This window comes from Micromonospora sp. (genome assembly GCF_048594385.1).
Taxonomy (GTDB): domain Bacteria; phylum Actinomycetota; class Actinomycetes; order Mycobacteriales; family Micromonosporaceae; genus Micromonospora; species Micromonospora wenchangensis.
Map to the genome: position 1 here is coordinate 1 of NZ_JBMDWU010000257.1, position 25,800 is coordinate 25,800.

A 25,800-nucleotide genomic window follows, 5' to 3' on the forward strand; every position below is an offset into this window, starting at 1 on the left:
GGGGGGGGGCGGGGGGGGGGTGGGGGGGGGGGGGCGGCGGCGGGGGGACCGGGGCCCCGGGGCGGGCCACCGCGCCGACGACCCGGGTGGAGGCGTAGAGGCCGGACCACCGCACCTGGGAGATCTTGACCACGTCCCCGCTGCGCGGTGCCTGCACCATCCGCCCGTTGCCGATGTACATCGCGACGTGGTGGATGGTCGTCCAGCTGCTACCCGAGGCGAAGAAGAGCAGGTCGCCGGGGAGCAGGGCGCTCTGCGAGACCGTCCGGCCACGGGTGGCGTAGTACTGGTCGCGGGCGACCCGGGGGAGGTCGTAGTAGCCGGCCGACCGGTAGGCCGCCCACATCAGACCGGAGCAGTCGAACCGGTCCGGGCCCTCGGCCGCCCAGAGGTACGGGTCGCCGAGCTGCGCCAGCGCGTACCGCACGGCGGCGAGCGCCTGCGGGCTGGCGTTCAGGCCGCTGCTGCTCTGTCCCTCGACGTACGCCGACCCGAGCTTCTGCTCGGCGGCCTCCTGCTGCTTCTCCAGGGCGATGAGCTGCGCCTGGTTGTCGGCCCGCAGCTTGGCGATCTTGGCATCGTTGTCGCGCAGCGCCTTCTGCACCGCGGCGAACTGTTCCTCGGCGCGCCGGACCCGGTCGGTGGCGGCGGTGACCGCCTGGGCGGCGACCTGCTCGGCCGTACGGGCGCGGGAGAGTTCGCCGGCCGCCGCCGTGGTCTCGCCGTCGGCCTGCTCGCCCCGGGAGACCCGTTGCAGGACGCTCAGCCCGTGCAGGTCGCGGGCGAACTCGCCGGGCGGCAGGGCGGCGGCGGCCTTGAAGGCGTTCGCGGCGACGGCGTTGGCCTGCTGCTCGGCCACGGTCAGCGCGCCCCGGGCCCGGGTCAGCTCGCTCTGCACGCCGGTGAGCTGCACCCGGGCGTCGTCGCGCTGCTTCTCAAGCTGGAGGAGCTGGTCGGCGAGCTGGCCGTTCTGCGCGGTCAGCGTGTCGATCTGGGACAGCAGCGGGCTGGTCGGCAGGCCGCCGACGGGCGCGGTCGGGCTGCCGGGCTGGCCGACGGTCGGGTAGCCGGGGGCCGCCGCGCCGGGCAGTTGCAGCGAGCCGGTCGCCACCGGCCGGGAACCGGTGTCCGGGACGGTGTTGGGCAGGGCCGGGTCGGCGTAGACCGGGGTGGCCAGGGCCATCGCGGCGACCGCGCCGAGCAGGGCCGACCAGAGCGCCGGACGCAGCACCGGGGAGATCACCGGAACCCGTCGTCGCTGCCGTCGCCTGTGCCCGCTGTCGACCATTCCGCTCCCTGATGCCGCGTGATGGTGCCACCGCGTGAGGTGGGGCGCGGCGACCCGGAACGCCGCCGGTGTGCGCCGCGTCCCATCCTGTCTTACCGCACCGGGACAACGATGTCGATGCGGTAGCAGCTTGGAGAACCCTGGGAGTACGGGTGAGGTAGGTCGCTGGCGGTGCCCGTCCTGCCGACCTGTCGGTCGTCCGACGTAGGCTCGATCGGGACCGCAGGTGGAAGGGACGTGGCTTTTCGATGGACGCCGGACTCAAGCGTGAGCTCGAAGAGAAGGTGTACGCGGGGGAGCGACTGACCCGCTCGGACGGGATCGCCCTCTACGAGAGCGACGACCTGACCTGGTTGGGCCGGCTGGCCCACCACCGGCGTACCGAGTTGAACGGCGAACGGGTGATGTTCAACGTCAACCGGCACCTCAACCTGACGAACGTCTGTTCCGCCTCGTGTGCGTACTGCTCCTTCCAGCGCAAGCCGGGCGAGAAGGACGCGTACACGATGCGTATCGAGGAAGCGGTCCGTAAGGCCAAGGAGATGGAGGACGAGCAGCTCACCGAGTTGCACATCGTCAACGGCCTGCACCCCACCCTGCCCTGGCGCTACTACCCCAAGGTGCTGCGCGAGCTGAAGGCGGCGCTGCCCAACGTCAAGCTCAAGTGCTTCACCGCGACCGAGGTGCAGTGGTTCGAGAAGATCAGCGGCCTGTCGGCCGACGAGATCCTCGACGAGCTGATGGACGCCGGCCTGGAGTCGTTGACCGGTGGCGGCGCGGAGATCTTCGACTGGGAGGTCCGCCAGCACATCGTCGACCACAACTGCCACTGGGAGGACTGGTCGCGGATCCACGCGCTGGCCCACGCCAAGGGCATGAAGACGCCGGCGACGATGCTCTACGGCCACATCGAGGAGCCCCGGCACCGGGTCGACCACGTGCTGCGGCTGCGCGAGTTGCAGGACGAGACCGGCGGGTTCGCGGTCTTCATCCCGCTGCGCTACCAGCACGACTTCGTCGACTCGGCGGACGGCAAGATCCGTAACCGGATCCAGGCGCGCACCACGATGGCGTCGCCGGCCGAGTCGCTCAAGACGTTCGCGGTCTCCCGGCTGCTGTTCGACAACGTCCCGCACCTGAAGAACTTCTGGGTGATGCACGGCCTGTCGGTGGCCCAGCTCTCGCTCAACTTCGGCGTGGACGACCTGGACGGCTCGGTCGTCGAATACAAGATCACCCACGATGCCGACTCGTACGGCACCCCGAACACCATGCACCGCGACGACCTGCTCAACCTGATCTGGGACGCCGGTTTCCAGCCGGTGGAGCGGGACACCCGCTACAACGTGGTCCGCGAGTACGACCGGGCGCCGTCGCTTTCGTCTCGGCGTGCCGAGCCGCAGCAGGTCTGGGCCTGACCCGGCCGTATGCTCGTCACACCATGACCGGACAGCAGCCGACCGCGCAGCAGCGCAGCGGGTTTCCCCGCCGGGACGCCGAGGGACGCATCCTGACCCTGGGCGACCTGCTCGGGGTGAGCCTGGCCGGTTGGGTGATCGGCGTGCTGGCACTGGTGCTCTTCGACTGGGCGTTCGCGGTGGCCGGCGCGGGCGACTTCGGCCGTACCAACGGCTGGCTGGCGGTGATCCTGCCGGCCTGGCTGTTCTGGGACGACTTCCGGGCCTGGGACTTCGGTGCGGCCCGGGTGGTGGCGGCCCTGTCCGCCGCGGTGGTCGCGGTGCTCGCCGGGCTGCTGGTGGCGGGCCTTGCGTCCGGGCTCGCGCCGCTGCTCACCGGCGGGCTGGCCGCACTCGCGTTCACCGTCGGGTACGCGGTCCTCTGGTTCCAGGGCGTGCACTGGCTGGCCCGACGCACGGGCTGAACCACCGGTGTCGGAGCCCCGACGCAGAAGCAGGAAATGGGGAAAGACATGAGCGCGAGGAGTGAGCGGGTTGTGCGAGCCCCGCAGTCGCGGCTCAAGGCGGTCCGGTGAGCGCGGCGGTCAAGTACACGTTGGCCCGGATCGGGCTGTTCCTGCTGGTCGTGGTGGCACTGTGGCCGGTCGGGATGAACCTGTTCCTCAAGCTCATGGTGGCATTGATCTTCTCGGCCGCCGCGTCGTTCTTCCTGCTTCGGGGCTGGCGGGACCAGATGGCCGAGGAGGTGGCCGCCGCCGCGGAGCGGCGTCGGGCGGAGAAGGAGCGGCTGCGTTCCGCGCTGGCCGGCGACGACCACCCCGTCGAGGGTGACCCCCGCCCCTGACCTCCCGCCCCCGCCCTTGACCTCGCCCCTGACCCCCCTCGCCCCCGCCCCCTGACCCCCCGCCCGACCCGCGCACTCGTTCGTGCCCTGCGCGGTCGCGCACTGCCCGGCCCGCAGCGGTCGCGCGCCCCGCTGCGCGGCCGGGGCGACTCAGAGATCCACTCCAGAGCAGCGAAGGATCGGTATCACTGAGCAGTGATACCGCTACTTCAGCTCACCTGAGTGGATCTCTCGGCCGACCGGGGCGGATCTGGGCCTGGCCGGGCGAGAAATCCAGTCAGGGGCGGGCCAGTGGCGGTATCGCCGAGTGGTGATGCCGCTGTTTCGGCCCCTGAGCACATCGCTTCGAGGCTGGCCCGGGTGGATCTGGGCCTTGGCGGCCAAGATCCACTCTAGGGTGGCGAAGTAGGGGTGTCGCCGGGCGGTGATGCCGCTACTTCGGCCCACGGGGGGTCGATCATCCGACCGGCCGACTGCGGCCGCCGCCCACCCGCCCGACGGGATCTCGGGCGGGTGGGGGCGGGGGTCACCAGTTGGTCGAGCCGGGGACGACCGGCCAGGGGCGGTCGGTCGGCTTGATCAGGTAGGCGATGCCGCCCGATCCGCCGGCCACCGTGCCGTCGGCCCGGTGCCGCTTGGTCCGTAGCCAGATCTGCTCGAACTGGTCGCGTCGGTAGACGTTGCGCACCTCGGCGTTGGACGCGGACGCCGGGTCGTTGACGATCACGTCGCCGTCGGCGGTGAAGCCGACGATCACGAACAGGTGCCCGGAGGTGCCGTAGTTCGACCCGTCCAGCTCGGTGTCGAGGAAGGACTGCGAGGTGACCACGGGGATGCCGGCGCGGATGAAGCGTTCCGCCTCGTCGAGGGAGTGCAGCCGGGTGACCCGGGCCTCGATGCCGGGGAAGCTGGCGGCGTACGCGGTGTTGAACGGCCAGTTGCCCGCGCCCTCGTACTCGTTGTCCCAGGTCATCCGGGCGGCGTGGACGACCTGCGGGTCGGGGTGGCCGGGGTCGATCCAGGACAGGTCGGCCGCAGACGGGAGCTTGCCGTAGTACTCCAGCACCATCGTGGTGGACGTCGGGCTGCACCAGACCTGGCCGCCGCCGCCCCACTCGGGGTAGCTGCCCCGGTGGATCATCTGGGAGCGGGCCGGCACCGGCAGTTCGGTGCCCCAGGCGATGCCACCCCGGCTCGGCGGGACGGTGAACCGGTCGGGCACGTGTGAACTCATCGCGCCGAGCATCTGGACCCGGGGCGCTGCGGCCTGGCCGGGTGCGCGGTAGAGGGTCAACCGGAGCTGGTACGACCGCAGCAGCACCCCGGCGTCCGCGTCGTCGATGGCGAACGTGTCGGTCCACACGCTGGACCAGGGGTCGCCCTGACCGTCCAGGGTGGCCCTCCCGATGTCCCCGTCGCCGGAGGCCCAGCGGGCCATGACGTACCACGGGGTGTGGTCGCCGGTGGAGTAGGTGCCCTGGAGTTCGACCTGGAGCCAGGTGCCGGCGGGGGTGTCGGCGTTCCAGGAGGCGACCAGTTCGGTGGCGTCGAAGCCGATCGGGGTGGGCGGGGAGGTCCAGGTGGCGTATTCCCAGGTGCGGGTGGTGCCGGTGTGTTCGTCGGTGAACTCGGTGGTGCCGGCGGGGCGGCCGATGGTGAGACCGGCGTCGTGGCCGGGTACGGCGTGGGTGCCCCGGTGGGTGCCGGCCCGCCAGTCGGGGTACCGGGACCACTCCTGGAAGGTGATCTGCTCGTCGTGCCCACCGGCGGGCGGACGGTCCCCGGCGGGTGGGTGCGCTCCGGTGGGCGGGTGCGTGCCGGTGGGTGACGGGCCGCCGGCCCGGACGGGTGCGGTGCTGGCGAGCAGGGTGAGGGTGGCGACGCCGACCAGGGCGACCGTGCGCAGGACTCTGCTGGACATGGCAACTCCGCAGGGTGGGGAATCGTTGCCGTTCACTGCTCCGCTTGGCAGGAAGTTTCGCCAGAGGGTGGCGTTAGGAAAACCATTGCCGATATGACGATCCGGTCGGGATGGTTGGAGATAGTCACAGATATTGATATGACCATGTGACTGCTGGTGGAGTGGGCGCACAACGGGATACCCCGTACCCCGAGGAGGATGTCCATGGCCTTCCGCACCTCCCCCTTCCGGCGTCGCCTGGCGCTCGCCGTCGTCGCCGGCCTCGGCCTCACCGCCGTCGCCACCGGGCCGGTCGCCGCCCGCCCGGCCCCGGAGCCCGAGCCCACCGCCGTCAGCTACCGCGTGCTGGGTCCGCGTACCCTCGCCGACCGCAACGCGGTCGCCCGCACCGGCGCGGCCATCGACTCCGCCGAGCACGGCGTGCTGTACGTCTCGGCCAACCGGTCCGAGGCCGCCGCCATCACCCGGCTCGGCTTCCGGCTGGAACGGGAGGTCGAGCCGGCCCCCGCCGAGGGTGCCCGCGCCAACGCCTTCCCGCCGGCCGACTCGAACTACCACGACTACGCCGAGCTGACCACCGTGGTCAACCAGGTGGTCGCCGACCACCCGGCGATCGCCCGCAAGATCAGCATTGGTCGGTCGTACGAGGGCCGCGACCTGATGGCGGTGAAGATCTCGGACAACGTCGGCACCGACGAGGCCGAACCGGAGATCCTGTTCAACTCCCAGCAGCACGCCCGCGAGCACCTGACCGTCGAGATGGCGATCTACCTGCTGAACCTGTTCACCGACAGCTACGGCAGCGACTCGCGGATCACCAGCATCGTCAACTCCCGGGAGATCTGGATCGTCCCCACGGTCAACCCGGACGGCAGCGAGTACGACATCGCCACCGGCTCCTACCGGTCCTGGCGCAAGAACCGGCAGCCCAACAGCGGTGCGGCGGCGGTCGGCACCGACCTCAACCGCAACTGGGGCTACAACTGGGGCTGCTGCGGCGGCTCGTCCGGCACGCCGTCGTCGAGCACCTACCGGGGGCCGTCCGCCTTCTCCGCGCCGGAGACCAAGGCGCTGCGGGACTTCGTCAACAGCCGGGTCGTCGGCGGGGTGCAGCAGATCAAGGCCAACATCGACTGGCACACCTACTCGCAGCTGGTGCTCTGGCCGTTCGGCTACACCACGGCGAACACCCCCAGCGGGATGACCGCCGACCAGTACAACACCTTCGCCACCCTCGGGCAGCGGATGGCGGCCACCAACGGCTACACCCCCGAGCAGTCCAGCGACCTCTACATCACCGACGGCGACAGCCTCGACTGGATGTGGGCGACCCACAAGATCTGGGCGTACACCTTCGAGATGTACCCCGGGTCGTCCGGGGCCGGCGGCGGTTTCTACCCACCCGACGAGGTGATCCCCGCGCAGACCTCCCGCAACAAGGAGGCGGTGCTGCTCCTGTCCGAGTACGCCGACTGCCCCTACCGGGTGATCAACAAGCAGAGCACGTACTGCTGAGTTACCGGACGTCATTCCCGGGTGGGGTCCCGTAAGCCCCCGACGGGGCCCCACCCACCCCCTCCCGTCCGGACGATCTTCGCTGGTGGTGCGCTACCGTGGCACCCGATCGACCGCAGCGAAGCCGGTGCGAAACCGGCGCTGTCCCGCAACTGTGATGACCCACCCAGGCTCCCCGCCCCGCGCCGGAGCCGCCGCGACGCCCGGCCCGACGTGGCCGGCGTCGCCGTGTGTGGGGACGAGCCAGGTCGCCTGCGGTCGGTCGCGACACGCGCTCTCGAGGAAGGGCGCCTCGCGGACGGGCGCGCACCACGCTCCCTGTCGGCGAAGCACGCTCCTCGACCGACAGGAGGCCAGATGTCCCGACGTACCCCCCGGCTGTTCGCCGCGACCCTCGCGGTGGCCGCCCTCGCCCTCGGCGCGTGCGCCGAGAAGACCTCCGACGACACCCCGGCCGCCGGCAGCAGCTCCGGCGCGGCGGCCTTCCCGGCCACGGTGGGCAACCTCACCATCGACAAGCGGCCCGAGAAGATCGTCTCGCTGTCGCCCACCGCGACCGAGATGCTCTTCGCCATCGGGGCCGGCAAGCAGGTCGCCGCCGTCGACGACCAGTCGAACTACCCGGCCGACGCGCCCAAGAGCGAACTGTCCGGCTTCCAGCCGAACGCCGAGGCGATCGCCGGCAAGAACCCCGACCTGGTGGTCCTCGCCAACGACACCAACAAGATCATCGCTCAGCTCACCGCACTGAAGGTTCCGGTGCTGCTCACCCCGGCCGCCGCCACCCTCGACGACACCTACCGGCAGCTCACCGACCTGGGCACCCTCACCGGCCACCCGACCGAGGCGGCCGACGTCACCGCCCGGATGAAGGACGAGATCGGCAAGCTGACCAAGGACCTGCCGCAGCGGTCGACGAAGCTGACCTACTACCACGAGCTGGGGCCGGAGCTGTACAGCGCGACCAGCAAGACCTTCATCGGCTCGATCTACGCGCTGGCCGGCCTGGAGAACATCGCCGACGCCTCCGACGCCGACGGCAAGAACGGCGGATACCCGCAGCTCTCCCAGGAGGTCATCGTCAAGGCGAACCCCGACTTCGTCTTCCTCGCCGACGTCAAGTGCTGCCAGCAGAGCGCCGACACGGTCAAGGCCCGCAGCGGCTGGGCCGGCGTCACCGCCGTCAAGAACAACCAGGTCGTCGCGCTCGACGACGACGTCGCCTCGCGCTGGGGCCCGCGCGTGGTCGACCTGCTCCGGTCGATCGTCGACGCCACCGCCAAGGTACCGGCGTGACGGTCCGGTGACCGTGCGGTCCACCACACCCGCACCGGCCGGGACGCGCGACGCGTCCCGGCCGGCCCGCGTCACCGGTACGCCCCGGCCGGCCGGACTGCGCAAGCGCTGGCTCGCCGCCGGGGTGCTCGCCGTGCTGGTGGCCCTGGTCGCCGGGGTGTCCCTCGGCCCGGTCAGCCTGCCGCCCGGCAGCGTCGCCGCCGAACTGCTCAACCTGCTGCCCGGGGTACGCCTCGACAGCGGGCTCACCGAACGCGAGATCGCGATCGTCACCGAGCTGCGGCTGCCCCGGGTGGTGCTCGGCCTGCTCGTCGGCGGCATGCTCGCCCTGGCCGGTGGCTGCTACCAGGGGGTGTTCCGCAACCCGTTGGCCGACCCGTACCTGCTGGGGGTGGCGGCCGGCGCGGGGTTCGCGGTGACCGCGGTGATCACGCTGGGCGGCGTCGGGGCGGGCGGGGCGCTGACCGGGATGCCGGTCACCATCCCGCTCGCCGCGTTCGTCGGCTCGCTCGGTGCGGTCGCCCTGACGTACCTGCTCGGGGCGGCCGGCGGGCGGGACCGTTCCCCGGCCACCCTGATCCTGGCCGGGGTCGCGGTGTCCGCGTTCCTCGCCGCCGGGCAGACGTACCTGCTGCAACGGCACTCCGACAGCATCCAGCAGGTCTACTCCTGGCTGCTCGGCCGGCTCGGCACCGCCGGCTGGGGTGACGTGCGGCTGATCCTGCCGTACTTCGTGCTGACCACCGTGGTGGTGCTGCTGCACCGGCGGGAACTCGACGTGCTCTCCGTCGGCGACGACGAGGCGAGCGGCCTCGGGCTGCACCCGCAACGTTCCCGCTACCTGTTGATCGCCGCCGCCTCGCTGGGGACAGCCGCGGCGGTCTCCGCCTCGGGGCTGATCGGCTTCGTCGGGATAATCGTGCCGCACACCGTACGGCTGCTGGCCGGGTCGAGCCACCGGGTGATCCTGCCGCTGTCGCTGCTCTTCGGCGGGGCGTTCCTGGCGCTGACCGACGTGGTCGCCCGGACCGCCGCCGCCCCCGCCGAGATCCCGATCGGCGTGGTCACCGCCCTGCTCGGCGGCCCGTTCTTCGTCCTGGTCCTGCGCACCGCCCGCCGGGTGTTCCCGTGAGCGCGAGGAGTGAGCCGGTTTTGCGAGCCCCGCAGTCGCGAACAGAGATAGTCCCGTGACTTTACCGGCGGTGCAGGTGCGGGGGCTGCACGTGCGGCTCGGTGGGGAGGTGATCCTGGCCGGCGTCGACCTGACGGTCGCCGCGGGCGAGTGGGTCACCGTGATCGGGCCGAACGGCGCCGGCAAGTCGACCCTGCTGCGCGCCGTCGGCGGCCTGCTGCCCGCCCCGGACGCGGTCTCCCTCTTCGGTACGCCGTCCGGCGCACTGCGTCGCCGGGAGCGGGCCCGGGTGGTGGCGACGGTGGCGCAGTCCCCGGTGGTGCCGGCGGGGATGTCGGTGTTCGACTACGTCCTGTTGGGGCGTACCCCGTACATCGCGCCGCTGGGCCGGGAGTCGGCGGCCGACCTGGCGGTCGTGCACGACGTCCTCGACCGGCTGGACCTGACCGGGTTCCACGGGCGGGAGCTGGCCACCCTCTCCGGTGGGGAGCGGCAGCGGGTGTTCCTGGCCCGTGCCCTCGCCCAGGGCGCCACCCTGCTGCTGCTGGACGAGCCGACCAGCGCGCTGCAAATCGGTCACCAGCAGGAGGTGCTGGAGCTGTGCGACCAGCTCCGCCGGACGCACGGCCTCACCGTGCTCGCCACCATGCACGACCTCTCCGTCGCCGGCGAGTACGCCGACCGGATGGTGCTGCTCGCCGACGGCCGGGTCGTCGCGGCGGGCCCGCCCGACGAGGTGCTCACCGAGGAGTTGCTGTCCCACCACTACCGGGCCCGGGTCCGGGTCGTCCCCGGCGACCACGGCCCGCTGGTGGTGCCGAGCCGCCCCGGCCCGCCGCGTCCCTGACCTGTGGCGTCACCGTCGTCAGGTGGGGTCGGTGGCGGGGCGGAGCAGGGAGAACCGGGCACCTCCGGGGTCGCGCAGGGTGCTCCGGCGGCCCAGCAGGGGGTCCCGGGGCGGGGCGAGGATGGTGCCGCCGAGGGTGGTGGCGCGGGCGGCGGTCGCGTCCACGTCGGCCACCGCGAAGAACACCGACCAGTACGCCGGCCGTGCCGGGTCGGGGGTGGGCAGCATCCCGGCCACGATCCGGGCCCCGCACCGCCAGCCGGTGTAGCCGGGTCCTCCGGCGGGTTGTTCCTCCGGGTGCCAGCCGAAGACCAGTTCGTAGAAGACCTTCGCGCCCTCCGGGTCGGGGCTGACCAGCTCGTTCCAGCACATCGCCCCGGGGGCGTCGAGCAGTTCCGCGCCGGGCATCCGCATCTGCTGCCAGACGCTGAACACCGCGCCGGCCGGGTCTGCGAAGACCGCCATCCGGCCGGCGTGCAGGACGTCGAACGGGGTGACCAGCACCTGCCCGCCGGCCGCCTCGACCCGGGTGGTGACCAGGTCGGCGTCGTCGGTCGCCACGTACGTCGACCAGACCGGCGCCCGGTCCGGGTCGGCCGGTGGGCCGGCGCCCGCCACCGCCCGGCCGTCCCGGTGGAAGGTGGTGTAGCCGGCCCGCTCGGGTTCGGGTGCGATCCGGCCGGTCCAGCCGAACAGTTCCGGGTAGAACCGCCGGGCGGCGTCCAGGTCGGCGGTCGCCAGGTCGGTCCAGCAGGGCGTGCCCGCGGCGACGGTGCGCACGTCGACCCCTCTCGGCTGTGGGGCGTACGGGTGGACGCCCTGCCGGCATCGTGGCACCGGGCGGCGGCCACCGGGCCGAACCGGCGTACAGGTCAACTGAACCGGCGACCCTCGTCCCGGCGGTACGCCCAGCCGGAGACCGTGGCGAGCAGCACGATCCAGACCCCGAGCATGGCCAGGGCGAGCGGGTCGGGTCGCCAGTCGCCGACCGCCGCCCACATCAGCTCGACCGCGCCCCGGGTGGGCAGGAAGGGGGCGATCGTCTGGATGAAGCCGGGCGCGTCGCCCGGCGCGGAGAGCAGGCCGCCGCCGAAGGCCAGCGGGAAGAAGATGACCTGCGCGACGACGATCGCCGCCTTGCTCGGCAGCGAGTAGCCGATGGCGAGCCCCAGCAGGGTGAACGGCACCGACACCACGGCCACGGTGGCCGCGCCGAGCAGCAGCCCGACCGGGGTGACCCGGGCGGCCGTGGCGACCGCCGCGATGACCACGACGGGCAGCATCGACAGGTACGTCAGCACCAGCCCGGCCAGGATCCGCCCGGCCAGCCGGGGTCCCGGCCCGGCCGGCAGGGTCCGGGTGTACGGGTTCCACGGCTGGTCGCGGTCCTCGGCGACGCCGACGCCGTACTGGAAGATGTTGGCGCTCATCACCGCGAAGGTGACCATCGCGGCGGTGGCGTAGGTGGCGCCGGTCGGGTCGTCCCCGGCGAACGGGACGACGAAGAAGAGCATCGCGGCGGCGGGGAAGAACGCGCTGCCGACCACGGCGACGGGGATGCGGAGGGTCTCCAGGAGTTGGTAGCGGGCGTGGACCAGGGTGAGCGGCACGGCGTCGACTCCTCAGGCGGTGGGTCGGGCGCCGACGGCGGCGCTCGTGGTGGTGGCCGGGTCGGCGGTGATGGCGAGGAACGCCTCTTCCAGCGAGGTGGGGCGGACCTCCAGCTCGCGGAACGTCACCCCGGCGGTGACCAGGTCGCGGACCAGTTGGTCGGCGTCGGTGGTGAGCAGGTGGGTACGCCCCTCGGTGTGTTCGGTGGCGACCACGCCCGGCAGCGCGGGCAGGTCGTCGGTGACGAGGCTGACCCGGCGGACGCCGACGATGCCCCTGATCGCGTCGGTGCTGTCGTCGGCGAGCACCCGGCCCTGCCCGAGCACCACGACCCGCTGCGCCAACGCTTCGACCTCTTCGAGGTAGTGGCTGCTCAGCAGCACCGTCCCGCCGTCGGCGTGGAACGACCGGATGGCCTCCCACAGGGTGTGCCGGGCCTCGACGTCCAGCCCGGTGGTCGGCTCGTCGAGGACGACCAGCCGGGGCCGGCCGACGAACGCCAGCGCGACGGCGAGCCGACGCCGCTGCCCGCCGGAGAGCCCGCCGGTCTGCCGTCGCATCTGGTCGGTGAGGCCGAACCGGTCGAGCAGTTCACCCCGGGGCACCGGGTCGGGGTAGTGCGCGGAGACGAAGTCGACCACCTCGCCGACCCGGAGGGTGCCGGGCAGGCCGGTCTCCTGCGGGGTGACCCCGAGTTGTTGTCGGGACGCCGGCCGGCGGGGGTCGCCGCCGAAGAGTTCGACCCGCCCGGCGGTGGGGCGGCGCAGGCCGACCAGCAGGTTGATCAGGGTGCTCTTGCCGGCGCCGTTCGGCCCGAGCAGGCCGACGAGTTCGCCGGTGGAGACGGTCAGGTCGGCCCGGTCGAGGGCGAGGACGTCGCCGTACCGGCGGGTGGCCTGGTCGGCATGGGCGAGGATCATCGGGGCTCCCGGGGGTCGGCGGGGTCGAGCAGGGCGCGGATGTTCTCGGTGTACTCCTCGAACGCCCGCCGTCCGCGCCGGCTGAGCCGGACCAGGGTGGTCGGGGTGCGTCCGCGGTGGGTCTTGTCGATCTCGACGTAGCCGGCGTCCCCCAGCTTGCGCAGGTGCACGGAGAGGTTGCCGGCGGTCATCGCGAGCAGTTCCTGCAGGCGGGGGAAGGTGATCCGGTCGCCGTCGGCGAGGGTGGCCAGGGTGACCACCACCCGCAGCCGGGCCTGGGCGTGGATGACCGGGTCGAGTTCGCTCATCCGTGCCGCCGCCGGGCGAGCGCGCCGGCCACCAGCAGTCCTCCGCCGCCGGCGACGGACACCACCAGGGCGTGCCAGCCGGGGCCGGCGACGACACCGACGATGTTGACGACGGTGAGCCAGACGCCGAGGCGGTACAGGGTGCGGTCGAGCCAGATCGCGCCGCCGGCCATGTGCAGGGCACCGGTCAGCCCCACCGACAGCGCCGACCAGAGCAGCCCGGCGAGGTCGGACGGAAGGCTGTCGGTGACCCGGCCGATCACCACGGACAGGCCGAAGAACCCGAGGCCCCAGGCTGTGCCGTACCACCTGCCGCGCAGGGCCGACTCGCCGGCGACGTGCCGGTAGGCGCGGGCGCTGCCCACCCCGAAGACCACGGCGGCGGCGACGAGCAGCACGAAGAGCACGGTCAGCGGCAGCCAGGCGGGCATCGGGACGATGGTGCGGCCGTCGGGGGAGAACCGCAGGAAGTAGACCCCGAAGCCGATCAGCCAGGCGAACCCCCACGGCCAGTAGTGCACCCGTGGGTCGGGTTCGAGCCGGCGGACGGTGCTGGCCCGTTGCTCACGGATCAGCCGCATCGCGGCGGCGGCGTCGATGGGGGCGTCGTCTTCGGGGGTCATGCAAACTACTTTAAAACACAAAGTCGAGCCGCCGGTCGTCCGGGTCGGCCACCGGACAGCAGGGCCCGACCCGACAGCGTCCGGTGGGCCGTCCAGCGCAGATGCGGTCAGGCCGACGTGCAGGTGCGGTCAGGCCGGCGTCGGGCCGTCCGGGGGATCGGCCAGCGGGGCGGGCAGCGGGGCGGTGTGCAGCACCGACAACCGCGACACCGCGCGGGTCAACGCCACATAGAGGCGGTGCAGGCCACGCGGCTCGGCGGCCACGATCGCGGCCGGCTCGACCACCACCACCTGGTCGTACTCCAGGCCCTTGACCAGGGTCGCGGGGACGACGGTGACCCGCGCCGAGGCCGCCACGACGTCGGCGGTCGCGGTCGGCACCGAGGCGTCGGCGAGCGCCGCCCGCAGCCCGGCCACCGCGTCGTCGGCGGCGATCACCCCGACCGAACCGTCGTGCCCGAGCGCCGCGCGCACCTCGGCCACCGTCGCCGCCACCAGGTCGGTCACGGTACGCACGTCGAGCGCACCGTCGCGGCGCAGCGACACCGCCGGTGGTACGTCGACCGCCAGCGCCGGCAGCAGCCGGTTGGCGAACGCGACCACCGCGGCGGGCACCCGGAACCCGACGCTCAGCGGCACCACCACCGCGTCCGGCTTGCCCAGGTGGGCCAGGGACTCCCGCCAGTCGCTCGCCGCCCACGGCGCGGTGCCCTGGGCCAGGTCGCCGAGCAGGGTGATCGAACCGTGCTCGCTGCGCCGGGCGATGGCCCGGCACTGCATCGGCGAGAGATCCTGCGCCTCGTCCACGACGACGGGCCCGCAGCCGGCGGGCCGTTCGATCAGCCCGGCCGCCTCGTCGATCAGCACCGTGTCGGCGGCGGTCCACCGGGTCGCCTTCGGCGTCCGGCCGAGCTTCGTGCCCGCCGCGCCGGCCCCCGACCGGCTCCTGACCGGCCCGGCACCGGTCGGGTCGGTGCCGGTCGGATCGGTGGGCGTCGCGTTGCCGCGCAGCAGGGCCTGCTCGTCGGCGGTGAGCAGGCCGTCGGCGGCGGCGGCGAGGACGGCCGGGTCGCCGAGCACCGAGTGCACCAGGCCCTCCGGGGTGAGCGCCGGCCAGGCCGCGTCGAGGAAGGCGGTCACCGGGCGGGCCCTGCCCATCCGGCGCAGCCAGGCGTCGCCCGGCGACTCGGCCCGGCGGGCCTCGGCCTGGCGCTGCAACAACCCGACCACCCGGGCCCGGACCCGCTCCCGCCCGGTGTCGTACGGCAGGCCCTCCCGCCGCGTCTCCTCGATCACCCGGTGCAGCGGCTCCAGCCCGATCCGCCAACGGAACGACCCGTCCGACACCATGATCGGCTCGGTCGGCGCGGTGATCCGCTGGTCCGCCGCCCGACGCAGCACCCCGGCCATCCGGGGATCGTGCTTGAGGGCGGCGACCGCCGGATCGTCGACCGCCCGGACGGGCACCCGGGCGACCAGGTCCTCCACGGTGGCCTGGGCCACCTCGACCTCGCCGAGGGCGGGCAGCACCGCCGCGATGTACGCAAGGAACGCCCGGTTCGGGCCGACGATCAGCACCCCGGCCCGGCGCAGCCGCTCCCGGTGCAGGTAGAGCAGGTACGCGGCGCGGTGCAGCCCGACCGCCGTCTTGCCGGTGCCCGGCGCTCCCTGGACGCAGATCGAGTCGGCCAGGTCCGCCCGGACCAGTTCGTCCTGCTCGGGCTGGATGGTCGCGACGATGTCCCGCATCGGCCCGACCCGGGGGCGTTCGATCTCGGCGGTGAGGATGCGGCTGGCCGTGCCCAGCTCCTCACCCCGGTCCAGGTGCTCGTCCTCGAAGCTGGTCAGCGTTCCGGCGTTGAACCCGAACCGCCGTCGTACCGCGATGCCCTGCGGGTCCCGGGCGCTGGCCCGGTAGAACGAGCGGGAGACCGGGGCCCGCCAGTCCAGCACCAGTGGTTCGCCCCGGTCGTCGGTGACGTGCCGCCGGCCGACGTGGTAGCCGCGCCCGGCGTGCTCCGGGTCGGCGGGGCCGAAGTCCAGACGGCCGAAGAAGAGCGCGGTGGTCGGGTCGTCGGCCAGCTCGGCGACCCGTCGGGCCAGGTGCCGGCCGAGCTGCTCGGCGGTGTACGCGTCCCCGGCGACCTTGTCACCGGTGGCGAAGAGCGACTCGGCGCGGTCGCGCATCCGGCGCAGGGCGAGTCGGGAGGTCTCCAGGTGGGCCTGCTCGGTGCTGAGTTCCGTTTCGAGGTGGGTGGGTGCCGGGTCTGCTGGTACGGGGCGGCTTCTGCCGCGTTCGTCGGTTGCGGGCACGGTGATCCTCTTCGGCGGTCTCGATCGGCTCGCCCGCGTATCCAGGACAGGTCCCTGGCGCGTGGGGACGTCCGCTGCGGTGGCTACCTCACCACGGCCGTCGAGCGGTCAATCAGCCTACGCGCCGTCCAGCCCCCATCTCCACCTGATTCCCCGCCCCGGTGTGGCGGCCGGTTGCTGGCCGGGGTCCCGGGCAGGCGGGATCATGGGGTCATGACCGAGCCGCACCCCGAGCCGCGCCGGATGACGATCAGCGACCCGCAGGTGATGAGGGCGCTGGCCCACCCGGCGCGGATCGCCATCATGGAGCACCTGAGCACCCGGGCGGGGGGCGGGACGGCCACCGAGTTGGCCGAGATCGCCGGGCTGTCGCCGAGCGCGACCAGCTACCACCTGCGGGCGTTGGCGAAGTTCGGCCTGGTCGAGCAGGCGCCCAGCCGGGGCGACGCGCGGGAACGGGTGTGGCGCACGTTCAGCCAGAGTTGGCTGGTCGAGGCCGGACAGGGGGCCGGCCCGGAGGCGCGGGCCGCCGAACAGGCCCTGGTCGAGGCGCACTCGGCCCGGGACGCCGAGCGGATGCGGACGTGGCTGCGGCACGCTGCCGACGAGCCCGCCGAGTGGTATGGCGGTGCCCTGTTCAGTGACTCGTTGTTGCTGCTCACCGCCGAGGAACTGGCCGGGCTGAACGACGCGGTGATGGCGTTGTTCGAGCCGTACCGGCAGCGGAACCGGTTGGCCGACCCGCCGGCGGACGCCCGGACGGTCGCGGCCCAGTACCGCACGATCCCCCTCTAAGACCCGGCCGGACGCGGGTACCGGTCGGCGGGAGCGGGGCTTGCCGTATTCAGTTGTGAAGGATTATTTTCGAAGTATGTCCTTCACAACTGACGGGTCGCGCTGGTCCGACGTCTGGATCGCCGCCACCGCCCGCGGCACCACCATGTGCGGGGACTTCCTCGCCGCCACCGCCCTGGCGCTGGCTCTCCAGTCCGCCGGGGCGAGCGGCCTGGCCGTCTCCGGGCTGCTGCTGGCGGCCACCCTGCCGCTGGTGCTGTGCGCGCCGCTGGCCGGTCGGCTCGCCGACCGGGTCGACAGCCGTGCCCTGCTGGTCACCGTCGGGTCGATCCAGGCGGTGATCTGCGTCCTGCTCGCCTTCGCCACGCAACCGGCGGTCGTCATCGGGCTGGTCGCCCTGCTCGCCTGCGGGCTCGCCGTCACCCAGCCCTGCCTGGCGGCGCTGCTGCCGGCGATGGTCCGCCCCGGCGACCTGCCCCGGGCCAGCGCCGTCAGCCAGACCGCCGGCTCACTCGGCGCCCTCGCCGGACCGGTGCTCGCCGGGCTGCTGGTCGGGGAGTTCGGCACCCGCGTACCGCTGCTGTTGGACGCCGTCAGCTACCTGGCGCTTGTCGGCGCGGGTCTGGCGTTGCGCACCCGGCGGGGCGGCCGGCGGACGGTAACCACGACCGTCGGCACCGGTCCCGCCCCGGCCTGGCGGCTGCGCGCGGACCCGCTGATGCTCGCCCTGGTGGTCAGCACGGCGGCGGTGATCACCGCGATCGGCGGCATCAACGTGATCGAGGTGTTCTTCATCCGGGAGACGCTGGACTCCTCGGCCACCGTCTACGGCCTGGTCGGGGCCGCGTGGATGGCCGGCATGCTGCCCGGCAGCTGGCTGGCCGCCCGGGTGGCCCGCCGGCTCACCGACGACGGCGCACTCGTCCACGGGGTGCTCGCCACGCTCGCCGGGTGCAGCCTGGTGGTGGTGCTCGCGGCGACCGTTCCGACGGCGGCGCTGCTGGTGCCGCTCTGGTTGATCGGCGGTGCGGCCAACGGCGGTGACAACGTCTTCGCCACCGTGTTGACCGCCCGGCGGGTGCCCGAGCCGCTGCGGGCCCGCGCGTACGCCGTCATCGGCGCGGCGGTCCAGGGCGGCTCGATGGCCGGCTACCTGCTCGGCGGCGCGCTGCTGGCGGTGCTCCCACCGCGCCCGCTGATCGCCGCCGCCGGGGTCGCCGGCCTGCTGGTGGTGCTGGCGTTCGTGCCGGTCGTCACCCGGGCGGTGCGTCACTCCCGCTCCGGCCCGCGCAGACCGACGCGGACCGGGGACGGGCCGCCGCTGTCGGAGGCCGCCGGACCGCCCCCGGTCGGGCACCCGGGGTCGGTGTCGGCCGGGGACGCGGACCCGTCGCGGGCCGGGAAGGGTGGGACGGTGCCGGGGGACACCGGGGCCGTGGTTGCCGGCCCGTCGGTCGGGGCAGGCCCTGCGACGAGGGGAGACGGTGCGGGGTTGACCACTGTCCGGGCCTCCCGGTGAGCCGGTACGGGCCGGCGGGGATACGGTCGGGGCATGGTTGAGCGTGTGGCACGTCCCCGGGTCGGGCACATCCAGTTCCTGAACTGCCTGCCGATCTACTGGGGGCTGATGCGTTCCGGCGCACTGCTCGACGTCGACCTGCACAAGGACTCGCCGGACCGGCTCAGTGCGGCGTTGGTCGCCGGTGACCTGGACATCGGCCCGATCTCCCAGGTGGAATACCTGCGGCACGCCGACGAGCTGCTGCTCCTGCCGGATCTGGCGGTGGGCAGCGACGGGCCGGTGCTCTCGGTCAACGTGGTCTCCACCCGGCCGCTGGCCGAGCTGGACGGCCGGCGGGTCGCGCTCGGCTCGACCTCGCGGACCGGGGTGCTGCTGGCCCAGCTCCTGCTCGCCGACCGGTACGGCGTCCACCCGGAGTACTTCCGCTGCCCGCCGGACCTGACCCAGATGCTGCTGGAGGCCGACGCCGGGGTGCTGATCGGTGACGTGGCGTTGCGCGCCCTCTACGAGGCGCCGGGCCGGGGGCTGGCGGTGACCGACCTCGGGCAGGCGTGGCGGGAGTGGACCGGGCTGCCGATGGTGTTCGCCGTCTGGGCGGTCCGCCGGGACTTCGCCGCCGCCCACCCTGGCCTGGTCAAGGAGGTGCACGAGGCGTTCCTGCGTTCCCGTGACCTGTGCCTGGCCGAGCTGGACCAGGTGGCGGAGGCGGCGGCCCGCTGGGAGCCGTTCGACGCGGCGACGCTGGCCACGTACTTCCGCGCCCTCGACTTCTCGTTGGGTGAGCGGCAGGTCGCCGGCCTGCGCGAGTTCGCCCGCCGCGCGGCGGCGACCGGCGAAGCTCCCGCCCTGCCCGAGGGCGGTCCGGAGTTCTTCGCCGGCTGACCCAGCCGGTGGTGTGGCGATGTAGCGGTATCCCCGGCCGTGGATACCGCTACATCGGCGATCCGGAGTCGATCAACCCGGTCAGGTGCTGGGGCCGAGCAACGCCTCGGTGATCTTCTGGCAGTTCTTCATGCCGTACTCGTAGCCCATGTTGATCGGGTAGCGGACCATCACGCCCATCGTCCAGGTGTCACCGATGGCCAGGCAGTTGATGTGCATCTCCTGCTCGCGGGTCCGGTCGATCCAGCCGTTCTTGATGGCGATCTTCTTCTGCTGGGCCGCCGGGAACGCCTTGCGGATGCCGAAGTCACCCGACCCCCGGACCAGCCGCATCTCGTTGATCAGCCACTTGGTCCAGGTCGGGCCGGCGGCGCGACCGTCGGCGATGCAGTTGCCGAGCCGGGCGGCGTCGCGGGGGGAGAGGTTGGTCCGGCTCCAGCCTCCGTCGTCGGCCACACTGCTGTCGGTGAGCTTGCACAGCGAGAGCAGCCGCTTGATCGAGGCGGACCGGCCGACCCCGTTGTAGAACTGCTCGGCCCGGGTGTTGTCGCTGTCCCGGATGATCCGGGTGGCGTCGGCGAGCTTGGCGTCGCTCGGGGTCTGCCCGTTCTCGGCCGCCCGGCGCAGGTAGTCGGCGACGATCCACGACTTGATCAGTGAGGCGGTGGTGCTGGTCTCGGCCATGTTGTCCGAGCCGATGATCGTGCCGGTGCGGCGGTCCAGCACGCTCCAGGCGTACCAGCCCTTGATGTCGAGGTCGATTTCCCGGTCCGCGAAGGGCAGCGGCGCGAGCGACGGGGTCGGCGACGGTGCCGGGGTCGGCCGGCTACGGCGGTCGACGGCCGACCCGGTGGACCGGGACGCGGTGGACGCGTCACCCCAGCGCGAGGCGGCGGTGGACTCCATCGGCGAGCCGGGGAGCAGCCGCAGCGAGACCAGCACGAGGCCGGTGAGGACCGCCGCGACCGCGACGATCTTCAGCGGGCGGTGGTCCCGACGGGCGGAGCGGCCGGGCCGCCGGCTGCCCGGCATCAGAGCTTCCCGATCGGCTGCGGCACCTTGAGCGCGGCGCCGGGCTGCGGGGTGACCAGTTGGGTGGCGACGCTGGCGCACACCTTGGCACCGTAGGTCAGCTGCTGGCGGACCGGGTAGCGCATCATCACGGCGAGGCTCCACTTGTCGGTGACGGCGAGGCAGCTGACGTGCCAGTTGCCGTCGTAGCTGAGGGGGGTCCAGCCGTTCTTCATCGCGACCGGGCCCTGCTTGGTGATCTCGTCGGGCAGGCCGTCGATGATGCCCCACCGGCCGCCGCCGGCGCGGGCCAGCTGCTTGCTCACGCTGCCCCGGACCTGGGCCATCTCGTTGAGCACCCACTTGGTCCAGTGGGGGCCGGCGGCCTTGCCGTCGGCGATGCAGTCACCGAGCCGGGCGGCGTCGCGGGGGGACATCCGGGTGAAGCTCCACCAGCCCTCGTAGCCGGGGACGTTGCCGGGCTTGGTGTCCTTGAGGCCGCAGATGTCGATCGCCCGCTTGAGCACCGGGCCGGGCCGGCCGTTGTCCAGCGCCCGGTACGAGCCGCCCGACTTCGCGTAGATCCGGTTGGTGGCGTCGTCGTTGCTGTCCCGGATGGCCAGGCTCGCGTTCTTCAACATCGATGCCGGCGGTTTCTGGTCGCCGAGCTCGCGCAGGTAGTCGGAGACGATCCAGACCTTGAGCATCGATTCGGTGGAGCTGGTCGAGGTCATGTTCTTCGAGCCGGAGACCTGACCGGTCTTGCGGTCCTGCAGGGCCCAGGCGAAGAACTCCCCTTTGAAGGTCACCGAGACCGGGGCGTCGGCCAGGGTGGGTGCCGGGGGCGCGGTCGGCGCGGGCGCGGGCACCTTCTCCGCCGTGCCGCCGCCGGTACCGCCGGTCGGGTCGTCGCCGGCGAGCTTGGCGTACGCGGTCGGCACCAGCAGGCCGGTGCCGAGCAGCACCGCCATAACGGCGAGCACCATGATCACGCGAGATCGCATGCGTGGGTGAACTCCAGATGTCAGGCCGGGGGGACCGGCTGCTTCCGCGGGTGTCGGCTCGACCGCCGAGGCCGGGGGAGTGGCCTGTGTCTCGCTGGCGATCGTCGGTAGCCGATCGGTGGTGACCGGGGAAGTCTACGTCCGGACAGCCGACTCGCCAGAATCCGACGCACGGCAAACTGCCGTTAAGTCGAGATAAAGGCACGGTTTGCGCCCCTTGTGGGTATTCATCTTTGATCAGTGACCCAAGTCATATCCGAGGAGGTGTCCTGGTGTCGACCGAGCGCATCCGCCTGGTAACGGAAGCCGCTACTCAAATCCTGTTACACCCTCTGGTGTCAGAGGAGGCGAGCTGTAACACTTGACGAATGTATGGCAACGACTTCGCCCCGGAGCAGGACACGCCCGGTGGTGGCCTGCTCGGTCAGGTCGAGGCCGCCGAGGCGGCGTTGCGCGAGGCGGCGGCCCGCGCCCGGGAGGGCACCCCCACGCCCGGCGCGGACCCGGCGGCGTACTTCGCCGACGTGATCGACGCCGACCAGAAGATCGAACCCCGCGACTGGATGCCCGACGCCTACCGTCGGACGCTCGTCCGGCAGATCGCCCAGCACGCCCACTCCGAGATCATCGGCATGCAGCCCGAGGGGAACTGGATCAGCCGCGCCCCCTCGCTCAAGCGCAAGGCCATCCTGCTGGCCAAGGTGCAGGACGAGGCCGGCCACGGCCTCTACCTCTACGCCGCCGCCGAGACCCTCGGCGTCAGCCGCGACGAGCTGGTCGAGCTGCTGCTCGACGGTCGGCAGAAGTACAGCTCGATCTTCAACTACCCCACCCTCACCTGGGCCGACGTGGGTGCGATCGGTTGGCTGGTGGACGGCGCGGCGATCGTCAACCAGGTCCCGCTGTGCCGCTGCTCCTACGGGCCGTACGCGCGGGCCATGATCCGGGTCTGCAAGGAGGAGTCGTTCCACCAGCGACAGGGCTACGAGATCCTGCACACCCTCGCGCACGGCACCCCGGCCCAGCGGGCGATGGCGCAGGACGCGCTCGACCGCTGGTGGTACCCGTCACTGGCGATGTTCGGCCCGCCGGACGGTGACTCCACCCACTCCGCGCAGTCGATGGCCTGGAAGATCAAACGGTTCTCCAACGACGAGCTGCGGCAGCGCTTCGTCGACATGTGCGTGCAGCAGGCGGAGGTCCTCGGCCTCCGCATCCCCGACCCCGACCTGCGCTGGAACGACGAGCGGCAGGCGTACGACTTCACCCAGCCCGACTACGACGAGCTGATGCGGGTGATCTCCGGTGAGGGCCCCTGCAACCGGCAACGGATGGAACACCGGCGACGGGCCCACGCCGACGGCGCCTGGGTGCGCGAGGCCGCCACCGCGTACGCCGCGAAGCGGGCCGCGCAGAGCCGGGCCACGGACCAGCGGGAGAAGGTGGCCGCGTGAGCGAGCAGAACGAACCGCCCCGGACGCCGGTGACCTCGCCGCTGTGGGAGGTCTTCGTCCGGGCCCGACGTGGGGTGTCCCACACCCACGTCGGCAGCCTGCACGCCCCCGACGCCGAGCTGGCCCTGCGCAACGCCCGGGACCTCTACACCCGGCGGCAGGAGGGCGTCTCCATCTGGGTGGTGCCGGCCGGTGCGATCACCGCGTCCAGCCCCGACGAGAAGGACGCCTTCTTCGACCCGGCCGCCGACAAGGTCTACAGCCACCCCACCTTCTACGAGGTGCCGGACGGGGTGGCCCACCTGTGAACGGCCCCTTCGACTTCACCCTCGCCCTCGGCGACGACGCGCTGGTGGCCGCCCAGCGGCTCGGCGAGTGGGCCACCCGCGCGCCCGAGATGGAAGAGGACATCGCGCTGGCCAACATCGCCCTCGACCAGCTCGGCGCGGCCCGCCTGCTGCTGTCGTACGCGGGGGAGCTGGAAGGTGCCGGCCGGGACGAGGACGCGTTGGCGTACCTGCGCGACGACCGGGAGTTCCGCAACTGCCTGCTGGTCGAGCTGCCCAACGGCGACTTCGCGGTGACCATGGTGAAACTGCTGCTGCTCGCGGCGTACCAGGTGCCGCTCTACACCGCGCTGGCCGGCTGCCCCGACGAGCGGCTCGCCGCGATCGGCGCGAAGGCCCGCAAGGAGTCCGCCTACCACCTGGACCACTCCGCGCTGTGGGTGAAGCGGCTCGGCGACGGCACCGACGAGTCGCACCGCCGCGCCCAGGCCGCGCTGGACCAGCTCTGGCCGTACCACCACGAGCTGTTCACGGCGGACCCGGCGGCCCCGGTCGACCCGGCCACCCTGCGGGCCGACTTCGACGCCGTGGTGCACGCGGTGCTCGCCGAGGCCACCCTGACCCGGCCGGAGACCGGCTGGACGCCGGGCGGCGGTCGCGACGGCGTGCACACCGAGCACCTGTCCTTCCTGCTGGCCGAGATGCAGGTGCTGCACCGCGCCCACCCCGGGGCGCGGTGGTGAGCGGGTCGGGCCGGGGACGGCGACGGTGACCGACCCCAGGACGGCCGTCGCGGCGGTGGTGGACCCGGAGATCCGGGTGATCACCATCGACGAGCTGGGCATCCTGCGGGCGGTCGACGAGGACCCGGCCACCGGGCGGGTGGTCGTCACGATCACCCCCACCTACACCGGCTGCCCCGCGATGGACGTGATCCGGGCCGACATCCGGCGGGCGCTCGCGGTCGCCGGGCACCCCGACGCCGAGGTCCGCACGGTCTTCAGCCCCGCCTGGAGCACCGACTGGATCTCCGCCGACGGCCGGGCCAAGCTCGCCGCCGCCGGCATCGCCCCGCCCGCCCCGCGCGGCGACGGCACGGCGGTGCCGGTGACCCTGGCGGTGCGCTGCCCGCGCTGCGGGTCGCCGGAGACCGCACAGCTCAGCCGGTTCGGCTCCACCGCGTGCAAGGCGCTGTGGCGCTGCCGGTCCTGTTCCGAACCCTTCGACCACCTGAAGGCGCTGTGACTGTCACGATCTCCCGCCCGGTCCGTCGCCGGCCGGCCTTCCACCCGCTTGCGGTCGCCGCCGTGGACCGGCTCACCGACGACGCCGTGGCGATCACCTTCGCGGTGCCCGAGGAGCTGCGGGCGACCTTCGCGTTCTCCGCCGGCCAGCACCTGACCGTACGGCTGCCCGCGCCGCCGTCGGACGCGGCCGACACCGGCGGCGGGCCCGGGGCCGGTGCGGACGTGCGGCGGTCGTACTCGATCTGCTCGACGCCGGACGACCTGGCCCGGCACGGCCGGCTGCGGATCGGGGTGCGGGAGATCCCCGGAGGCGCGTTCTCCAGCTACGCCTGCGGCGCGCTGCGGCACGGCGACACCGTCGAAGTGCTGCCCCCGCTGGGGCACTTCACCAGCGCGTTCACGCCGGACCGGGTGCGGCACTACGGCGCGGTGGTCGCCGGCTCCGGCATCACCCCGGTGCTCGCGCTGGTCGCGACCGCGCTGGCCGTCGAACCGGCCAGCACCTTCACCCTGGTGTACGGCAACCGCACGGCCGGCACGGTGATGTTCGCCGAGGAACTGGCTGACCTCAAGGACCGCTACCCGACCCGGCTGCACCTGGTGCACGTGCTGTCCCGGGAGCCGGGCGAGTCGCCGCTGCTGTCCGGCCGGATCGACGCCGACCGGCTGACCCGGCTGCTGGACACCATCGTGCCCGGCGACGCGATCGCCGAGTGGTTCCTCTGCGGCCCCTACCAGTTGGTGCTGGACGCGAAGGCGGTGCTGACCGGCCGGGGCCTGCCCGAGTCGGCGGTGCACACCGAGCTGTTCCACGTCGACACCCCACCGGAGCCGGTCCGCCGCAGCGGCGAGTCGACCGGCGGCGCGGAAGTGACCATCGTGCTGGACGGCCGGTCGTCCCGGTTCACGATGGGCCGCGACGAGCGGGTGCTGGACGCGGCGCTGAAGGTGCGCGGCGAGCTGCCGTACGCGTGCAAGGGTGGGGTCTGCTCGACCTGCCGGGCGAAGGTGGTCTCCGGCGCGGTGACGATGGCCCGCAACTACGCCCTGGAGCCGGACGAGGTGGCCGCCGGGTACGTGTTGACCTGCCAGGCCAGCCCGGTGACCGACGAGCTGACGGTCGACTACGACGGGTGACGGTGAGCGGGCTGGTCCCAATCCCGCCAAGCGGCCTGTCCCGCCGTCCAGCCGCACCGGGACCAAGCTCGGACTCTGGGATTGACGGAGCCGCCCAAGTGTCGGTTCGGAGACAGCCCGTGCTTTTGATGGATTGGCCGGGCTCCGTGGACATGGCAGTCGGGAATGTACGACTGAGAGGCGGTCGTCGCGCCGTTTGCCGCTGATCGAGAATGACCTGCTGGCGTCACGGGCCCGTACGGGAGGGCCTTCTTGGTCGGCCTCCCGACCATGACAAATCAGATGGGCGAGCCCATGTCAACGGCGGTGAAGAAACATACCCGTTCGGTCATTCCCGCCCCCTACCCCCGCACGATGTTCTTCATTGACGCGTCTCGCTAGGGTTCTCCGGCAATCAAACGCTGTGTCCCAAGGCGCACACTCTG

Annotated in this window: 24 protein-coding genes and 1 pseudogene; 15 read left to right on the forward strand and 10 right to left on the reverse strand. The window is 72.6% G+C overall.

Annotated elements, in window-relative coordinates; genetic code table 11:
- A partial coding sequence (locus ACOJTC_RS13545) for an NlpC/P60 family protein (protein ID WP_420117116.1) occupies positions 1 to 1,288 on the reverse strand: 1,288 nt, incomplete at its 3' end.
- A 248-nt stretch (positions 1,289 to 1,536) separates the two neighbouring features.
- Here ACOJTC_RS13545 and mqnE point away from each other — a divergent pair.
- The 3 genes from mqnE (at position 1,537) to ACOJTC_RS13560 (ending at position 3,550) form a co-directional block, all read left to right on the forward strand.
- The gene (gene mqnE, locus ACOJTC_RS13550) at positions 1,537 to 2,706 is read left to right on the forward strand and encodes an aminofutalosine synthase MqnE (RefSeq protein WP_204925742.1); all 1,170 of its coding nucleotides are present in this window, start codon (positions 1,537 to 1,539) and stop codon (positions 2,704 to 2,706) included.
- A 23-nt stretch (positions 2,707 to 2,729) separates the two neighbouring features.
- Entirely contained in the window at positions 2,730 to 3,170 is a 441-nt protein-coding gene (locus ACOJTC_RS13555) for a hypothetical protein (protein ID WP_204925743.1), read from the forward strand.
- A 107-nt stretch (positions 3,171 to 3,277) separates the two neighbouring features.
- Complete coding sequence (locus ACOJTC_RS13560; protein WP_204925744.1) at positions 3,278 to 3,550, forward strand: DUF4229 domain-containing protein; 273 nt, start codon at positions 3,278 to 3,280, stop codon at positions 3,548 to 3,550.
- Between the two features lie 526 nt (positions 3,551 to 4,076).
- On the opposite strand, the gene ACOJTC_RS13565 is transcribed toward ACOJTC_RS13560, so the two are convergent.
- The gene (locus ACOJTC_RS13565; RefSeq protein ID WP_420117117.1) at positions 4,077 to 5,471 is read right to left on the reverse strand and encodes a C39 family peptidase; all 1,395 of its coding nucleotides are present in this window, start codon (positions 5,469 to 5,471) and stop codon (positions 4,077 to 4,079) included.
- Positions 5,472 to 5,675: 204 nt separating this feature from the next.
- On the opposite strand from ACOJTC_RS13565, the pseudogene ACOJTC_RS13570 reads away from it, so the two are divergent.
- From ACOJTC_RS13570 to ACOJTC_RS13585, 4 genes and pseudogenes are all read left to right on the forward strand, one after another.
- Positions 5,676 to 6,983 (forward strand): annotated as a pseudogene (locus tag ACOJTC_RS13570) (M14 family zinc carboxypeptidase); the annotation flags it as partial.
- 360 nt (positions 6,984 to 7,343) lie between these two features.
- The gene (locus tag ACOJTC_RS13575; protein WP_420117118.1) at positions 7,344 to 8,282 is read left to right on the forward strand and encodes an ABC transporter substrate-binding protein; all 939 of its coding nucleotides are present in this window, start codon (positions 7,344 to 7,346) and stop codon (positions 8,280 to 8,282) included.
- Positions 8,283 to 8,379: 97 nt separating this feature from the next.
- Positions 8,380 to 9,414: a FecCD family ABC transporter permease gene (locus ACOJTC_RS13580; protein WP_420117136.1), complete on the forward strand. Its 1,035-nt coding sequence runs from the start codon at positions 8,380 to 8,382 to the stop codon at positions 9,412 to 9,414.
- 55 nt (positions 9,415 to 9,469) lie between these two features.
- Positions 9,470 to 10,261 carry an ABC transporter ATP-binding protein gene (locus tag ACOJTC_RS13585; protein ID WP_420117119.1) on the forward strand — a complete coding sequence of 264 codons (792 nt, stop codon included), beginning with the start codon at positions 9,470 to 9,472 and terminating at the stop codon, positions 10,259 to 10,261.
- A gap of 18 nt (positions 10,262 to 10,279) precedes the next feature.
- On the opposite strand, the gene ACOJTC_RS13590 is transcribed toward ACOJTC_RS13585, so the two are convergent.
- The 6 genes from ACOJTC_RS13590 to ACOJTC_RS13615 all read right to left on the reverse strand — a co-directional run bounded on the left by ACOJTC_RS13590 (position 10,280) and on the right by ACOJTC_RS13615 (position 16,036).
- Positions 10,280 to 11,041 (reverse strand): VOC family protein, encoded by a 762-nt coding sequence (locus tag ACOJTC_RS13590; RefSeq protein WP_420117120.1) that lies wholly within the window; start codon positions 11,039 to 11,041, stop codon positions 10,280 to 10,282.
- 92 nt (positions 11,042 to 11,133) lie between these two features.
- Positions 11,134 to 11,871, reverse strand: a complete 738-nt coding sequence (locus ACOJTC_RS13595) for an ABC transporter permease (RefSeq protein WP_204925749.1) — start codon at positions 11,869 to 11,871, stop codon at positions 11,134 to 11,136.
- A 12-nt stretch (positions 11,872 to 11,883) separates the two neighbouring features.
- Positions 11,884 to 12,792 carry an ABC transporter ATP-binding protein gene (locus tag ACOJTC_RS13600; RefSeq protein WP_420117121.1) on the reverse strand — a complete coding sequence of 303 codons (909 nt, stop codon included), beginning with the start codon at positions 12,790 to 12,792 and terminating at the stop codon, positions 11,884 to 11,886.
- Positions 12,789 to 13,100 carry a transcriptional regulator gene (locus tag ACOJTC_RS13605; RefSeq protein ID WP_420117122.1) on the reverse strand — a complete coding sequence of 104 codons (312 nt, stop codon included), beginning with the start codon at positions 13,098 to 13,100 and terminating at the stop codon, positions 12,789 to 12,791. Before ACOJTC_RS13605 ends, ACOJTC_RS13600 begins: the two co-directional genes overlap by 4 nt.
- Positions 13,097 to 13,723 (reverse strand): transporter, encoded by a 627-nt coding sequence (locus tag ACOJTC_RS13610; protein WP_204925751.1) that lies wholly within the window; start codon positions 13,721 to 13,723, stop codon positions 13,097 to 13,099. The genes ACOJTC_RS13605 and ACOJTC_RS13610 overlap by 4 nt, the downstream gene beginning before the upstream one ends.
- 129 nt (positions 13,724 to 13,852) lie before the next feature.
- On the reverse strand, positions 13,853 to 16,036 hold the full coding sequence (locus ACOJTC_RS13615; protein WP_420117123.1) for a HelD family protein: 2,184 nt from the start codon (positions 16,034 to 16,036) through the stop codon (positions 13,853 to 13,855).
- Between the two features lie 213 nt (positions 16,037 to 16,249).
- Here ACOJTC_RS13615 and ACOJTC_RS13620 point away from each other — a divergent pair, with 213 nt between their 5' ends.
- The 3 genes from ACOJTC_RS13620 to ACOJTC_RS13630 all read left to right on the forward strand — a co-directional run bounded on the left by ACOJTC_RS13620 (position 16,250) and on the right by ACOJTC_RS13630 (position 19,235).
- On the forward strand, positions 16,250 to 16,831 hold the full coding sequence (locus tag ACOJTC_RS13620; RefSeq protein WP_204925753.1) for an ArsR/SmtB family transcription factor: 582 nt from the start codon (positions 16,250 to 16,252) through the stop codon (positions 16,829 to 16,831).
- Positions 16,832 to 16,907: 76 nt separating this feature from the next.
- Positions 16,908 to 18,350 (forward strand): MFS transporter, encoded by a 1,443-nt coding sequence (locus ACOJTC_RS13625; protein WP_420117124.1) that lies wholly within the window; start codon positions 16,908 to 16,910, stop codon positions 18,348 to 18,350.
- Positions 18,351 to 18,383: 33 nt separating this feature from the next.
- Positions 18,384 to 19,235, forward strand: coding sequence for a menaquinone biosynthetic enzyme MqnA/MqnD family protein (locus tag ACOJTC_RS13630; protein ID WP_363650115.1), 852 nt, complete (start codon positions 18,384 to 18,386; stop codon positions 19,233 to 19,235).
- Positions 19,236 to 19,316: 81 nt separating this feature from the next.
- Here ACOJTC_RS13630 and ACOJTC_RS13635 read toward each other — a convergent pair whose 3' ends face one another.
- Together ACOJTC_RS13635 and ACOJTC_RS13640 are read right to left on the reverse strand one after the other, a co-directional pair.
- Positions 19,317 to 20,267: a hypothetical protein gene (locus ACOJTC_RS13635; protein WP_204925756.1), complete on the reverse strand. Its 951-nt coding sequence runs from the start codon at positions 20,265 to 20,267 to the stop codon at positions 19,317 to 19,319.
- On the reverse strand, positions 20,267 to 21,250 hold the full coding sequence (locus tag ACOJTC_RS13640) for a hypothetical protein (RefSeq protein ID WP_420117125.1): 984 nt from the start codon (positions 21,248 to 21,250) through the stop codon (positions 20,267 to 20,269). Before ACOJTC_RS13640 ends, ACOJTC_RS13635 begins: the two co-directional genes overlap by 1 nt.
- Before the next feature lie 368 nt (positions 21,251 to 21,618).
- Here ACOJTC_RS13640 and paaA point away from each other — a divergent pair, with 368 nt between their 5' ends.
- Genes paaA through paaE form a run of 5 tightly spaced genes read left to right on the forward strand, consistent with a single transcriptional unit; the run spans position 21,619 to position 25,375 of the window.
- Complete coding sequence (gene paaA, locus ACOJTC_RS13645) at positions 21,619 to 22,704, forward strand: 1,2-phenylacetyl-CoA epoxidase subunit PaaA (RefSeq protein WP_420117126.1); 1,086 nt, start codon at positions 21,619 to 21,621, stop codon at positions 22,702 to 22,704.
- On the forward strand, positions 22,701 to 23,012 hold the full coding sequence (gene paaB, locus ACOJTC_RS13650) for a 1,2-phenylacetyl-CoA epoxidase subunit PaaB (protein ID WP_420117127.1): 312 nt from the start codon (positions 22,701 to 22,703) through the stop codon (positions 23,010 to 23,012). The genes paaA and paaB overlap by 4 nt, the downstream gene beginning before the upstream one ends.
- Positions 23,009 to 23,734, forward strand: coding sequence for a 1,2-phenylacetyl-CoA epoxidase subunit PaaC (paaC, locus tag ACOJTC_RS13655; protein ID WP_420117128.1), 726 nt, complete (start codon positions 23,009 to 23,011; stop codon positions 23,732 to 23,734). The genes paaB and paaC overlap by 4 nt, the downstream gene beginning before the upstream one ends.
- Before the next feature lie 25 nt (positions 23,735 to 23,759).
- The gene (paaD, locus tag ACOJTC_RS13660) at positions 23,760 to 24,236 is read left to right on the forward strand and encodes a 1,2-phenylacetyl-CoA epoxidase subunit PaaD (protein ID WP_420117129.1); all 477 of its coding nucleotides are present in this window, start codon (positions 23,760 to 23,762) and stop codon (positions 24,234 to 24,236) included.
- Positions 24,233 to 25,375, forward strand: coding sequence for a 1,2-phenylacetyl-CoA epoxidase subunit PaaE (gene paaE, locus ACOJTC_RS13665; RefSeq protein WP_420117130.1), 1,143 nt, complete (start codon positions 24,233 to 24,235; stop codon positions 25,373 to 25,375). The genes paaD and paaE overlap by 4 nt, the downstream gene beginning before the upstream one ends.
- The last annotated feature ends 425 nt before the right edge of the window (positions 25,376 to 25,800 follow it).